This is a genomic window from Allobosea lathyri (genome assembly GCF_900108245.1).
GTDB classification, from domain to species: Bacteria; Pseudomonadota; Alphaproteobacteria; order Rhizobiales; family Beijerinckiaceae; genus Allobosea; species Allobosea lathyri.
The window spans coordinates 263,278-275,585 of the sequence record NZ_FNUY01000004.1; the positions used below are offsets into that span (position 1 = coordinate 263,278).

General features: G+C 65.9%; 12 protein-coding genes. 8 read left to right on the forward strand and 4 right to left on the reverse strand.

From position 1 onward, the window contains the following. The first annotated feature begins 35 nt into the window (after nucleotides 1-35). From C4S73_RS11740 to mgrA, 8 genes are all read left to right on the forward strand, one after another. Nucleotides 36-1,601, forward strand: a complete 1,566-nt coding sequence (locus tag C4S73_RS11740) for a hydantoinase B/oxoprolinase family protein (protein WP_244595567.1) — start codon at nucleotides 36-38, stop codon at nucleotides 1,599-1,601. Between the two features lie 94 nt (nucleotides 1,602-1,695). Further along, nucleotides 1,696-2,835: an ABC transporter substrate-binding protein gene (locus C4S73_RS11745; RefSeq protein ID WP_160115747.1), complete on the forward strand. Its 1,140-nt coding sequence runs from the start codon at nucleotides 1,696-1,698 to the stop codon at nucleotides 2,833-2,835. Then, complete coding sequence (locus tag C4S73_RS11750; RefSeq protein ID WP_103872681.1) at nucleotides 2,832-3,578, forward strand: ABC transporter ATP-binding protein; 747 nt, start codon at nucleotides 2,832-2,834, stop codon at nucleotides 3,576-3,578. Before C4S73_RS11745 ends, C4S73_RS11750 begins: the two co-directional genes overlap by 4 nt. Next, a complete protein-coding gene (locus C4S73_RS11755) occupies nucleotides 3,547-4,512 on the forward strand; it encodes a branched-chain amino acid ABC transporter permease (RefSeq protein ID WP_103872682.1) in 966 nt (321 codons plus the stop codon). The genes C4S73_RS11750 and C4S73_RS11755 overlap by 32 nt, the downstream gene beginning before the upstream one ends. Continuing rightward, nucleotides 4,509-5,315 (forward strand): ABC transporter ATP-binding protein, encoded by an 807-nt coding sequence (locus tag C4S73_RS11760; protein WP_103872683.1) that lies wholly within the window; start codon nucleotides 4,509-4,511, stop codon nucleotides 5,313-5,315. Before C4S73_RS11755 ends, C4S73_RS11760 begins: the two co-directional genes overlap by 4 nt. Next, nucleotides 5,308-6,186 (forward strand): branched-chain amino acid ABC transporter permease, encoded by an 879-nt coding sequence (locus C4S73_RS11765; protein WP_103872684.1) that lies wholly within the window; start codon nucleotides 5,308-5,310, stop codon nucleotides 6,184-6,186. Before C4S73_RS11760 ends, C4S73_RS11765 begins: the two co-directional genes overlap by 8 nt. Before the next feature lie 32 nt (nucleotides 6,187-6,218). After that, nucleotides 6,219-6,551, forward strand: a complete 333-nt coding sequence (locus tag C4S73_RS11770; protein ID WP_103872685.1) for a cupin domain-containing protein — start codon at nucleotides 6,219-6,221, stop codon at nucleotides 6,549-6,551. A 130-nt stretch (nucleotides 6,552-6,681) separates the two neighbouring features. After that, a complete protein-coding gene (mgrA, locus tag C4S73_RS11775) occupies nucleotides 6,682-7,701 on the forward strand; it encodes an L-glyceraldehyde 3-phosphate reductase (RefSeq protein WP_103872686.1) in 1,020 nt (339 codons plus the stop codon). Between the two features lie 551 nt (nucleotides 7,702-8,252). On the opposite strand, the gene C4S73_RS11780 is transcribed toward mgrA, so the two are convergent. Genes C4S73_RS11780 through C4S73_RS11795 form a run of 4 tightly spaced genes read right to left on the reverse strand, consistent with a single transcriptional unit; the run spans nucleotide 8,253 to nucleotide 12,307 of the window. Beyond that, nucleotides 8,253-9,284, reverse strand: coding sequence for an L-idonate 5-dehydrogenase (locus C4S73_RS11780; RefSeq protein WP_103872687.1), 1,032 nt, complete (start codon nucleotides 9,282-9,284; stop codon nucleotides 8,253-8,255). Nucleotides 9,285-9,302: 18 nt separating this feature from the next. After that, complete coding sequence (locus C4S73_RS11785; protein WP_103872688.1) at nucleotides 9,303-10,505, reverse strand: ABC transporter ATP-binding protein; 1,203 nt, start codon at nucleotides 10,503-10,505, stop codon at nucleotides 9,303-9,305. A 15-nt stretch (nucleotides 10,506-10,520) separates the two neighbouring features. Next, entirely contained in the window at nucleotides 10,521-11,348 is an 828-nt protein-coding gene (locus C4S73_RS11790; RefSeq protein ID WP_103872689.1) for a carbohydrate ABC transporter permease, read from the reverse strand. Then, nucleotides 11,348-12,307, reverse strand: a complete 960-nt coding sequence (locus C4S73_RS11795; protein WP_103872690.1) for a carbohydrate ABC transporter permease — start codon at nucleotides 12,305-12,307, stop codon at nucleotides 11,348-11,350. Before C4S73_RS11795 ends, C4S73_RS11790 begins: the two co-directional genes overlap by 1 nt. Nucleotide 12,308: the final 1 nt, after the last annotated feature.

The window sequence follows — 12,308 nt, forward strand, 5'->3', positions numbered from 1 at the left end:
AGATGGCAAAGTCACCCGCGATGGCAAAAGCTGCGATGGCAAAAGCTGCGATGGACGGCGTTGAACTGGAAATCCTCTGGTCGAACCTGATCGGCGTCGTCACCGAACGGGCCAAGGCGCTGCAGCGCATCGCCTTCAGCCCGATCGTGCGCGAAGCCGGCGACCTCGCCTGCGCGCTGTTCGACCGGCGTGGCCGCATGGTGGCTCAGGCCAATACCGGCACGCCCGGCCATATCAACTCGCTGGCATTCGCAGGCGCCCATCTCGTGCGCATCTTCGAGGGTCGCTGCGAACCCGGCGACGTGCTGATCACCAACGATCCCTGGCTCTCGGCCGGGCACTTCTTCGACATCACGATCCTGACGCCGATCTTCGACGGGCAGAACCTGATCGCCTATATCGGTTCGACCATCCACCACACCGATATCGGCGGTTACGGCATCGGCGCCGGCGCCCGCGACGTGCATGAGGAAGGGCTCTGGATTCCGCCGCTCAAGCTCTATGAGCGCGGCAAGCCCAGCGAGATGCTGCATGACATCATCCGCCGCAATGTGCGCACGCCCGACGCGGTATTCGGCGATCTCTCGGCCCAAGTCTCGTCGGGCGAGGCAGCTGCCGACCATCTGATCGCGCTGTGCCGGCGCTACGGCCTCGACGACATCGAAGCGCTCTCCGACGAGATCATCAACCGCTCCGAAGATGCGACCCGCAACGCCATCCGCAAGCTGAAGGCCGGCACCTATCATGGCGAGACCAGCTTCGACGTGCCCGGCGGCGAGATCATCACCCTGAAAACGGCGGTCACGGTCGACACGGACAAGGGCGCGATCATCGTCGATTTCGAGGGTTCTTCGCCGCAGACCACGACCGGCATCAATGTCGTGCTCAATTACACCCATGCCTATTCGACCTTCGCCATCCGCTCTTGCCTCAACCCCGATCTGCCCAACAATACCGGGTCCCTGGCCCCGATCGAGATTCGTGCGCCGGAAGGCTCGATCATCAACTGCGCCTATCCAGCGCCCGTGAATGCGCGCCATGTCGTGGGCATGTACGTGCCGATGCCGATCCTGAAAGCGCTCCATCAGGTCATGCCCGAGCGCGTGCTGGCGGAGGGCTCCGGCGCGGTCTGGACCATGCAGATCCAGGGCCGGCGACCGAGCGGCGAGGCCTTCACCTCCTCCATGTTCAACTATTCCGGCGGCATGGGCGCGCGCGCCACCAAGACCGGCCCGAGCGCTACCTGCTACCCGACAGGGGTCGCGGCCGTGCCGATCGAGATCCTCGAGGCGGCGATGCCGATCGTCTTCGACCGGAAGGAGTTGCGGCGCGGTTCCGGCGGCAAGGGGCGGATGCAGGGCGGCGACGGCCAGATCATCCAGTTCCACATGCGCACCGACCATGCCTGGCTGCTCAACGCCGTGCCAAGCCGGCTCGAAAAGGGCCCGGATGGAATCGATGGCGGGCTTTCCGGCGCGCCCGGCCGCTTCCTCGTCAACGGCAAGTCGGTCAGCGAAGCCAAGAAACTGACCATGCAGGCCGGCGATATCGTGCTGCTGGAGACGCCCGGTGGTGGCGGCTACGGCAAGCCCACGGCCTAGGACGCGCGTTCCGATCAACCTCAAAACCAAAACGGCCGGCGCCTCGCATGAGCGGCGAAACGACCGAAAGCAAGGAAACCGGGAGGACAGGATGATGAAGCACAAGGTTATCGCAGCCGGGTTCGCGGCCTGCGTCGCACTCGCGGCGCCGCAAATCGCCGGCGCTCAGGAGGCCTACAAGATCGGCGTCTCGGCCGGCCTCACCGGCTATGCCGCAACGGTGGACCGCGCCTGGCGCGACGGCGTCGAACTGGCTGCTGCCGCCGTCAACGCCAAGGGCGGCGTCATGGGCCGCAAGATCCAGGTCGTCGTCGAGGACAACCGCTCCGAGCCGCAGGAAGCGGTCACGGTCTATCGGAAGATGCTGAGCTCGGACAAGGTCGAGGCCTTTGTCAGCGGCTGCGTCTCGGCCGGGAATTTTGCCGCCGCCGGCCTGCTTCAGCGCGCCAAGGTGCCGATGATGCTGTGCTCGATCCTGCCAACGCAGCCCGAGCATCTGCAATGGGCCTTCACCACGCTGCCTCCCGCCGGTTTCGAGGTCGACAAGCGCCTCGAATATCTCAAGGAGAAGACGCAGATCCGCAAGATCGCGGTGCTGCATGACCCGACCCCCTACGCCAATCTCCAGAAGGGCGTAGCCGAGCGCAATGCCGCCAAATACGGGCTCGAAGTCGTCTCCATCGAGCAATACAAGCAGGATGATGCCGATCTCAGCGTCCAGATCAGCAAGGCGCGCTCGGCTGGAGCAGGCGCCATCCTGAAGATCGGGCTCGGTGGCACCACGCTCACCGCCGCCAAGAACATCAAGCAGCTCGGCGCCGACATGCTGCTGCTGACGAGCCTCGAGGATCTGGCCGTGTTCGGCCCGGTCGCCGAAGTCCTCGGCGACAAGTTCTTCTTCGTCGCCTCGCCCTCGCAGGTCTATGAGGCGCTGCCGGAAGGCGCGCTCAAGGCCGGCATCAAGGCCTTCCTCGATCCCTGGCGCGAGAAATTTCGGGATCGCGACCCGAACTGGGCCTCGCGCGGCTGGGATGGCGTGATGCTGACCGTCGCCGCGATCGAACAGGCCAAATCCTTCGACGGTGAGAAGCTGCGCGCTGCCTATGAGGAGTTGAAGGGGTTCCAGGGCACAACCGGCGTCTACAACTTCAGGCCGGACCTGCATCAGGGCATCACCGACAATCCTTTCGTGCTGGCGACGATCCAGGACGGCAAGGTCAAGGTGGTTCAATGAGCCCATCGGTCGCGGCCGCACCCACCACGGCCGCATCCTCGCCGATCCTGAGCACGACGGGCCTGTCGGCCAGCTATGGCCATGCCCGGGCGCTGCACGAGGTCGACATCAGGGTTGGCGAAGGCGAGCTCGTCGCAGTGCTTGGCCCCAACGGCGCCGGCAAATCGACCTTGCTGCGCGCGTTGCTCGGCCTCGTCGCCAATAGCGGCGAGGTCCGTTTCCGGGGCGCATCGCTGCCACGCCAGAATGCGGTCGCGGTCGCCTCGCGCGGCATCGTGCTGGTGCCGGAGGGGCGGGGCATCTTCGGGCCGATGAGCGTCGCCGACAATCTCGAACTTGGTGCCTACCGGCTGCACGACAAGGCCGAGTTCGCCCGGCGGCGCGAGAGGGTGCTCACCCTGTTCCCGCGTCTGAAGGAACGTCTGGGCCAGGTCGCGGGCTCGATGTCGGGCGGCGAACAGCAGATGCTCGCCATCGGCCGCGCTTTGATGGCCGGCCCGCAGATCCTGCTGCTGGACGAGCCCTCTCTCGGCCTCGCGCCGCGCGTCACCGGAGAAATCCTGGAGACGCTCGGCCTCTTGAACCGCGAAGGACTGGCGATCGTGCTGGTCGAGCAGAAGGCGCCGCTGGCGCTCAAGCTCGCCAACCGCGTCTACCTGCTTTCGCTCGGGCGCATCGCCGCCGAACTCGATCCGCGTGACATCACCTCCCATGACGATCTCGCCCAGCATTACTTCGCCTGAACGACGGCCGCTGCGGCTCGTCGGCCTGTTGCCCTGGCTCTTTGCCGGCGTCGTGATCGGCTATGCCATGCTCGTCGGCGGCTATGCGGCGACCGTCGTCTCCTTCGCGCTGATCTACGCCGTCTTCGTCACAGGCCTGAACCTGTTCATGGGCTTCGCCGCCCAGGTCTCCTTCGGCCAGAACGCCTTCGCCGCAATCGGCGGCTACGTTTCGGCCGTGCTGACCGCGACCTATGGCTGGGGTCCGCTACCGGCGATGGTGCTGGGCATGAGCGCGGCCGTCGCTGCCGCCGCCGTGATCGGCTTTCCCGCTTTGCGGCTGAAGGGGCATTACCTGGCCATGGGCACGCTTGCCATCGGCCTGATCGCCTATGAGATCACGGTGGAATGGCAGTCGGTGACGCAGGGCTATATGGGGATTTCCGGCATTCCACCCTTCGGCATTGCCGGCTACGAGATCACGTCCGATCGCGGCCAGCTCGTGATGCTGTCGCTCATCGTCGCGGCCTGCGCCTTCGCTGCGGCGCGCATCCGTCGCTCGCGCTTCGGCCGCGCGCTCTCGGCAGTCGCCGGCAGCGAGGAGGCGGCGCTGGCGCTCGGCATCGACGTCTCCCGTTACAAGCTGATGGCCTTCCTGCTTTCGGCCGGTTTCGCGGCGCTTGCAGGCTCGCTTTTCGTGCATGTCGTCGGCTTCGTCAGCCCGGAGGTGTTTGGCCTGCACATGGTCATCGTCACCTTCACCATGCTCTATGTCGGCGGCATCGGCACGGTGGCGGGCCCGTTGATCGGGGCTCTGATCGTCAGCCTGCTGCCCGAGACCTTCCGCGCCTTCAAGGACTATCAGGACCTCGCCTATGGCGCGGCGCTGATCCTGCTGCTGATCTACGCGCCGCGCGGCCTTGCCAGCCTGTTCGCCCCGCGAGGCCGGTCATGAGCCGGCTTCGCCTCGAAGGTGTCACGCGCCGTTTCGGCGGGCTCGTCGCGGTCGACAATGTCAGCTTCGACGTCCCGGCCGAGGGCGTGACGGCGGTCATCGGCCCCAACGGCGCCGGCAAGACCACTCTTTTCAGCCTGATCTCGGGCTTTCTTCCGCCGAGCGCCGGCAAGATCACCTTCGATGGGCAGGACATCACCGGGCATGCGCCGCAGAGCATCGCCGCGCGCGGGCTGGTGCGCACCTTCCAGCTCGTCAAGCTGTTCGAGGATCTGAGCGTGCTCGACAACGTCAAGGTCGGCTGCCACCTGCATGGCAAGGCCGGCCTGTTCTCGGCACTGCTGCGGCCGGCCTCGGCAAGGCGGGAGGAGGCACAGGTCGAGGCCCGCGCCCGCGACCTGCTCGCCTTCACCGGGCTCGCGGCGCTTGCCGACGAGCCGGCCTCCGCCCTGCCCTATGGCCGGCAGCGAATGCTCGAACTGGCGCGCGCCATGGCAGCGGGTCCGAAGCTGATCCTGCTCGACGAGCCCGCCGCCGGCCTCAATGCCGAGGAATCGGCGGCGCTCTCGCGCATCATCCGGCGCATCGCCGATGACGGCACGACCGTGCTTCTGATCGAACACGACATGACACTGGTGATGAACACGGCAGACCGCGTCGTCGTCGTCGATTTCGGCCGCAAGATCGCGCAGGGCACGCCGGCGCAAGTGCGCGCCGACCCGGCCGTGATCGCAGCCTATCTCGGTGCGCCCGAGCCATCGGACACGGAATCGCCGTCCGCACAGGAGACGGCCCATGGCTGACTGGTCCTATATTCCGCAGGTTCTGGTCAGCGGGCTCGGCATCGGCTGCGTCTACGGCCTCATCGGCATCGGCTTCTGCGTGATCTACAACGCCAGCGGCATCGTGAATTTCGCTCAGGGCGCATTCGTGATGCTCGGCGGCATGATCACCCACGTGCTGCTCGCTCGACATGGCGTGCCCTTGCCTCTGGCGGCGCTGATCGCGATCGCCGCCGTGGCGCTGCTCGGCGTCGCGATCGAGCGGATTGTCGTCAGGCCGCTCTGGAACCGCAAGGCGACGATGTTCGTGATGATCCTGGCGACGCTCGCCGCCCAGATCGTCATCGAACGGCTGACGCTGATAGCGGTGGGCGACCAGCCCAAGACGCTGCCCGTCTTCACCGACCGGCCACCCCTGATGCTGGGCAATGTCGCCGTCGGCTACCAGTTCCTCTGGATCGTCGGCGGCTCGCTCACCATTGTCGGCCTGCTCGCTGCCTTCTTCAGCCTGACGCGAACCGGCAAGGCGATGCGCGCCTGCTCGATCAACCGCGAGGCCGCCGCGCTGCAGGGCATACCGGTTTCGCGCATGCTGGCGCTGGCCTTCGCGCTCAGCGCTGCACTGGGCGCCATCGCCGGCATCCTGATCACGCCGACGCAATACACCGCCTTCAATGTCGGCGTGCCCTTCGCCATCAGCGGCTTCATCGCGGCCATCGTCGGCGGCTTCGGCCGGCCCTTCGGAGCTTTTCTCGGCGGGCTGCTGCTCGGCCTCCTGCAGGCGCTGGCCATCGTCGTCTTCGGCGCTGGTCTGAAGAACGTGGCGGCGCTCTCGGTGCTGCTGCTGTTCCTCTTCATCCGCCCCTCCGGCATCCTCGGGGCGGCGAAATGAGCGATCCCACATCCAGAACAGGACCCTTCGCCATGGACATCCACAAGATCGACTGGAGCCAGATCCCGTGGACACCGGTGCGGCCGGGCGTCGATCGCAAGGCGTTCTCCGGCAGCGCGGCGACATTGGCGCTGCACCGCCTGATCCCGGGCCATGAGCCCAGGCCGCACAGCCACCCCCACGAACAGATCGCCTATATCGTCAGCGGCACCATCCGCTTCTTCGTCGGCGGGGAGGAGCATCTGATCGGCCCCGGCGGGCTGATCGTGATCCCCTCCAATGTCGAGCATTGGGGCGAGGTTGTCGGCGACGAGCCGGTGATCAATCTTGATGTCTTCACGCCGCGCCGGCCCGAATACGCCTGAGGCCGGCCGCAGATTCGCGCCCTGCCCGTATCCCCTGCGCTGGCATCATGCGAGCCTCGCCGCCTGCCCCGTTGCCGGCGCCTGTCCGGGCCGCTACGCCTGAGGGAAGGCCCCGGCGTGGAGCGAGCAGATGATCAGCGAAAACCGATACGATCACATGAAGTATAACCGCTGCGGACGTAGCGGGCTCATGCTGCCCGCGCTGTCGCTCGGCCTCTGGCACAATTTCGGCGAGACGACCGCGCCCGATACCGGACGCAGGATTTGCCGCACCGCCTTCGATCTTGGCATCACTCATTTCGACCTGGCCAATAACTACGGCCCGCCGCCCGGCTCCGCCGAAACGGCCTTCGGCAAGATCCTCCAAGAGGACTTCGCCGCCCACCGCCACGAACTCGTGATCTCGACGAAAGCCGGGTACCGGATGTGGCCCGGCCCTTACGGCGAATGGGGCAGCCGCAAATATCTGCTCTCCAGCCTGGACCAGAGCCTGAAGCGGCTGAAGCTCGACTATGTCGATATTTTTTATTCGCATCGCTTCGACCCCAACACGCCCCTCGAAGAGACGATGGGCGCGCTCGATGCCGCCGTGCGTCAGGGCAAGGCGCTCTATGTCGGCCTCTCCTCCTATAATTCGCAGCGGACGCGCGAGGCGGCGGCTATCCTGCAGCGCCTGGGCACGCCCTGCCTCATCCATCAGCCCAGCTACTCGATGCTCAATCGCTGGATCGAGGAAGACGGCCTGCTCGATACGCTCGACGGCGAGGGCATCGGCTCTATCGTCTTCTCCCCGCTCGCCCAGGGCATGCTGACCTCGAAATATCTCAAGGGCGTGCCGGAGGGCAGCCGGGCGACGACGGCTCCATCGTTCAGACAGGGCTTCCTCAGCGAGGATAATCTCCGGCGCATAGCCGCGCTCAACGACATCGCGGCAGGGCGCGGCCAGAGCCTTGCCCAGATGGCGATCGCCTGGGCCCTGCGCGGCGGACGCGTCACCTCCGCGCTGATCGGAGCAAGCCGGCCCGAACAGGTCACCGAATGCGTCGCAGCGCTCGAAAAACCGTCGTTCAGCACCGAGGAACTCGCGCTCATCGACCAATATGCCGGAGAAGCCGGCGTGAACATCTGGGCCGCCTCGGCCGAACGCTGAGACGACGCGCGAAAAGACCCGGAGCCGAACGTCAGGCGCGCCTCCGAAGGCTTTGCGGCGCATGCCGTTTTGAGCGCCGCGCCAGCTGCGCCCGCTCTACGACGCCGGAGAGTTTTCCGCGCGACGCAACGACCGACTAGCGCCCGCCCCTCTCGCCATGCTTGATTTGGCTTCGTCGAATCCGGAGAAAAGCATGCGCTTACTTGTCGCTTTGATTGCCCTGCCTCTCGCCGCCTGCGGCTCCTCGCCTGAAAGCAGAGGTGGCGGCCAGAACCTGACGCTCGGCACGGAGCAGTGCTCCAAGCACAAATGGGGCACGCCCGAAATGGCGCAATGCCTGGACACTGCGAGCGCGGCTCGAACCGCGCAGCGACAAGCCGCCATCCCTGAAATGGCAGCCGCCGGATCGCAGCCCGAGCAAGTCCCTGCCGCAGCGCCCGCTCGGTCATGGCCCTGGAACTGGTTCACATCAGGCGCTGCCCAATAGCCGCCGCGGCGGAGCAGGCCAGCGCGGGCTCGCCGGGCGCCGCTTTGAGTCCGGGAGCCTTTCGTCAGAATGCCAGCTGCACCTTCATTGCGCGCGAGCGGTCGCCGGCAAGCTCGAAGGCTTCGACCGCGCGGTCGAACGGCAAGGTGGCACTGACCAGTGGCTTGAGATCGACGAGCCCAGCGCTCATCAGATCGACCGCCAGCTGGAACTCCGCATCGAAGCGGAAGGTGCCATGGAGCCGGAGCTCCTTCGCGACGATCAGGTTCATCGGCAGGCTCATATCGCCGCCCAACCCGACCTGCACGATGACGCCGCCGGGCCGCATCGCGTCAAGCGCGCCGGCGAGCGCGCGGCCGTTCCCCGAAGCCTCGAACAGAACATCGAAGCTGCCCTTGTCGACGCCATAGCCGGCAAGCGCATCGGGATCGCTCGCTACATTGATGGTGCTGGTGGCTCCGAGCTCGCGGGCCAAGGCGAGCGGCGCCGTCGCGACATCGGTCACGACGATCTCTTTGGCGCCGCCGAGCCGCGCGACGACGACACACAGCGCGCCGATCGGCCCGCAGCCGGTCACCAGCACACGCTTGCCGATGAGCGAGCCGGCCTGTTTGGCCGCATGCAGGCAGACGGCGAAGGGTTCGGCCATCGCAGCCTCGCCCATGCTGACGCTGTCACCGACCGGAACGGCCTGATAGGCGTTGACCGTCAGGCTCTGGCGGAAGCCGCCCTGTGCGTGCGGAAAGCGCATCGCGCTGCCGATGAACTGCATGTTCAGGCACTGGTGCCGCATGCCTTCATGGCAATAGCGGCAGGCATTGCAGGGCTGGCTCGGATTGACCGCCACGCGCATGCCCGGCGCGAGATGCGAGACACCTTCGCCGATCTCCTCGACGACTCCAGCGATCTCGTGACCCAGCGCCATCGGCTGCTTGATCCGGACGGTTCCAAAACCGCCTTGGTGATAATAATGCAGGTCCGAGCCGCAGATGCCGCCCGCGGCGATGCGGATCCGGACCTGGTAACGCTGCGGAGCGACCACTGCGATGTCCTCGATCCGGAGGTCGTGAGGCGCGTGGAGGATGACACCTTTCATCGGGAACGATCCTTGTCGTCAGGCTGCCAGAGCGAGGCCGGCACGAAGCCGCTCGCCCGTGGCGCGGGAAAACAGAACGGCCTCCGACAGATCGGCGACGACGGAGACCTGATCGCCGGGCTCGAGATCACTATAGCCCTGGGTCGTGATCATGATCTCGCCCGGCACCGCGCCTTCCTCGTCATGGGCGGTCGAGGCATGGGAGAGCTTCACCGCGACGACGGATTCGGCTCCGACATGCTCGACCAGGCTCACCTGCCCGGCGAGGCTGACTTGCCCGGCGAGTTGGCCGGGCGCTCCGGCGGCTCCCAACGTTAGGGCGTTCGGCCTGATCCCGAGCAGGATCGGTTCGCCAGCGGCATGCGCCGCCGCCGCAAGACCATGCGGCATCGGCAGGCTGGCCTCGCCGAGCTTGATCATGCCCCCCTCGACGCGACCCTCGATCAGGTTCATCGGCGGCGTGCCGATGAAGCGCGCGACATAGGTGTTGGCGGGTGAGGTGTAGATTTCGCGCGGCGTGCCGAATTGCTGAACCACGCCGTCGCGCATCAGGGCGATGCGCGTGCCCATCGTCATCGCCTCGACTTGATCATGCGTCACATAGACGAAGGTGCCGCCGACGCGCTGATGCAGGCGGGTGATCTCGGCGCGCATCGCGGTTCGCAGTTTGGCGTCGAGGTTGGACAAGGGCTCGTCCATCAGGAAGACCTCGGGCTGGCGCACCATGGCGCGGCCCAGCGCGACGCGCTGACGCTGCCCGCCCGACAGGGTGCGCGGGTAGCGGTCGAGCATCTCCGTCAGCGACAGCGTCCTGGCGGTTTTCTCGACGAGATCGGCGACCTCGGGCGAGCGCTCGATCCGGCGCTTGGCCCAGCCGCCGATCAACGGAATATGGAACCACCATTTGAACTGCCGCATGATCAGCGGGAAGGCGATGTTCCGCCGCACGCTCATATGCGGATAGAGCGCATAGGACTGGAAGACGAAGGCCATGTCGCGCGCACTCGGCGGCAACTGATCGACGCGCCGGTCGTTGAGATGGATTTCGCCGCTCGATACCGTCTCGAGCCCGGCGAGCATCCGCAGCAAAGTCGACTTGCCGCAGCCGGAGGGGCCGAGCAGGACCAGGAATTCGCCATCGTTGACGTCGAGATCGACGTCGGAAATCGCAACCTTCGTGCCGAAATGCTTGGCGACATGTTGGAGCTTGATCGAAGCCATGTTGGTTTCGCTTTCTCAGCCCTTGACGCTGCCGGCGGTCATGCCGGCCACGACATAGCGCTGGACCATGAGGTAGAAGAGGACGGCCGGAAGCGTGTACATCACGCCGATGGCCATGACGGTGTGGATCGGGGTCGAGAGTTCCCCGACGAAGCTGGCGAGGCCGACGGAAGCCGTTCGCAGTTCCTGGCTGGAGACCAGGGTCTGGGCGAAGACGTATTCGTTCCAGCCATGGAAAAAGGCGATGACCGAGGCTGCGGCCAGCGTCGGCGCGACGACGGGCACCACGACCTGCAGCACGATGCCGAGCCGCGAGCAGCCATCGACGCGCGCGGCCTCCTCGATCTCCAGCGGCACGCCATCGATGGCGCCCTTGAGGATCCAGGTGATGACCGGCACGGTGAAGGCCGTGTTGGCGAGGATCAGCCCACCCAGCGTGTTGAGCAGGGCCAGATTGGTGAAGATCGCATAGAGCGGCACCACCAGCATGGCTTCCGGCAGCATCTGCGTCGCAAACAGCACGAAACCAAGGCCACCCTTGCCGCGAAATTTGAACCGCGACAGCGCATAGGCCGGGAGGATCGCCAGCAGGATGCTCAGGACCATCGTGCCGATCGCAACGATCGCGCTGTTCTTCAGCCAGACGAGCACGCCGGTATGCTTGAAGGTGTCGGCGTAATTGAAGCTCTGCGCCGGATCGGGGAGCATCTGCGGCGTATCGGCGAAGAGGTTCGCCGAAGATGTCAGCGAGGTCACGACCATCCAGTAGATCGGAAAGGTCGCGAGGCTGAGCAGGATGAGGATCAGTGCGATCCTAATTGCGTGGGATGAGGGATTGGTCATCAGCGTCGTCCCTCAGCTCGCTCGGCGCGCTGCGTCACCCAGAAATAGATCAGCGTGACACCAAGAGCGATCGTCAGCCCGACCATGCCGACGGCTGCGGCTTCGCCGAGTTCGCGGGAGACGAAGGCGCGGGTGTAGAGTTCGATGACGAGCGTCTTGGTCGCGCCGATCGGCCCGCCTTGCGTCATCACCCAGATCAGATCGAAGCGGCGCAGCGACCAGATGGTCACGAACAGTGCAAGCAGGGCGACCGTCGGCCGGATCGTCGGCCAGACCGCGACCTTGAAGATGCTGAGCTTGTCGGCCCCGTCGATCTGCGCGGCTTCGCGAACCTCTTCGGACACGCCTTGCAGCGCGGCCAGCAGCACGACCGAGGAGAACGGGAAGATCTGCCAGATCGTGGTGATCAGGATCGCCGGAAGGGCAAGTCTGGGATTATCCAGCCAGCTCTCATAGCCGATCTCGAGATCGAGGAGCTTCATCCAGTGGTTGAGAATGCCGTATTGCGCGTTCAGCATCCAGGCGAAGATCGTTGCGACCGCCACCGGCGGAGCCGCCCAGGGAATGGTGACCAATGCGCGCGCTATACCCCGCCCCCGGAAGGGCCGGTCGAGCAGCAGCGCGGCGCCCAGTCCCAGCGCAATCGCCGCGATGACGCACACCCCGGTGTAAAGCGCGGTGACGCCGATCACGCGCCAGAAATCCGGCCGCGCCGCGAGTTCGGCATAATTGCGCATGCCGACGAATGTCGAGATCTGCGGTGTCAGCAGCGAGGTCTGCGTGAAGCTCAGCATGAGCTCCCGCCACAACGGATAGCCCTGAAAGAGCAGGAGATAGAGCACCACGGGCGCGGCGAACAGATACGGCGTCCACGGGCTGCCATCGAGCCGCGCGGTCCTTCCGGACCGCGCGCTCGGGGATTGCGACAGCGGCGATTGCCTCAGGGCGGCATCCGTCATG

Excerpts from the sequence above, each read along its gene's own strand:
- C4S73_RS11765 (WP_103872684.1), top strand. The coding sequence starts at position 5,308 with ATGGCTGACTGGTCCTATATTCCGCAGGTTCTGGTCAGCGGGCTCGGC.
- C4S73_RS11740 (WP_244595567.1), top strand. The coding sequence starts at position 36 with ATGGCAAAAGCTGCGATGGACGGCGTTGAACTGGAAATCCTCTGGTCG.
- C4S73_RS11760 (WP_103872683.1), top strand. The coding sequence starts at position 4,509 with ATGAGCCGGCTTCGCCTCGAAGGTGTCACGCGCCGTTTCGGCGGGCTC.
- C4S73_RS11755 (WP_103872682.1), top strand. The coding sequence starts at position 3,547 with ATGACGATCTCGCCCAGCATTACTTCGCCTGAACGACGGCCGCTGCGG.
- mgrA (WP_103872686.1), top strand. The coding sequence starts at position 6,682 with ATGATCAGCGAAAACCGATACGATCACATGAAGTATAACCGCTGCGGA.
- C4S73_RS11790 (WP_103872689.1), bottom strand. The coding sequence starts at position 11,348 with ATGACCAATCCCTCATCCCACGCAATTAGGATCGCACTGATCCTCATC.
- C4S73_RS11780 (WP_103872687.1), bottom strand. The coding sequence starts at position 9,284 with ATGAAAGGTGTCATCCTCCACGCGCCTCACGACCTCCGGATCGAGGAC.
- C4S73_RS11750 (WP_103872681.1), top strand. The coding sequence starts at position 2,832 with ATGAGCCCATCGGTCGCGGCCGCACCCACCACGGCCGCATCCTCGCCG.
- C4S73_RS11745 (WP_160115747.1), top strand. The coding sequence starts at position 1,696 with ATGAAGCACAAGGTTATCGCAGCCGGGTTCGCGGCCTGCGTCGCACTC.
- C4S73_RS11785 (WP_103872688.1), bottom strand. The coding sequence starts at position 10,505 with ATGGCTTCGATCAAGCTCCAACATGTCGCCAAGCATTTCGGCACGAAG.
- C4S73_RS11770 (WP_103872685.1), top strand. The coding sequence starts at position 6,219 with ATGGACATCCACAAGATCGACTGGAGCCAGATCCCGTGGACACCGGTG.
- C4S73_RS11795 (WP_103872690.1), bottom strand. The coding sequence starts at position 12,307 with ATGACGGATGCCGCCCTGAGGCAATCGCCGCTGTCGCAATCCCCGAGC.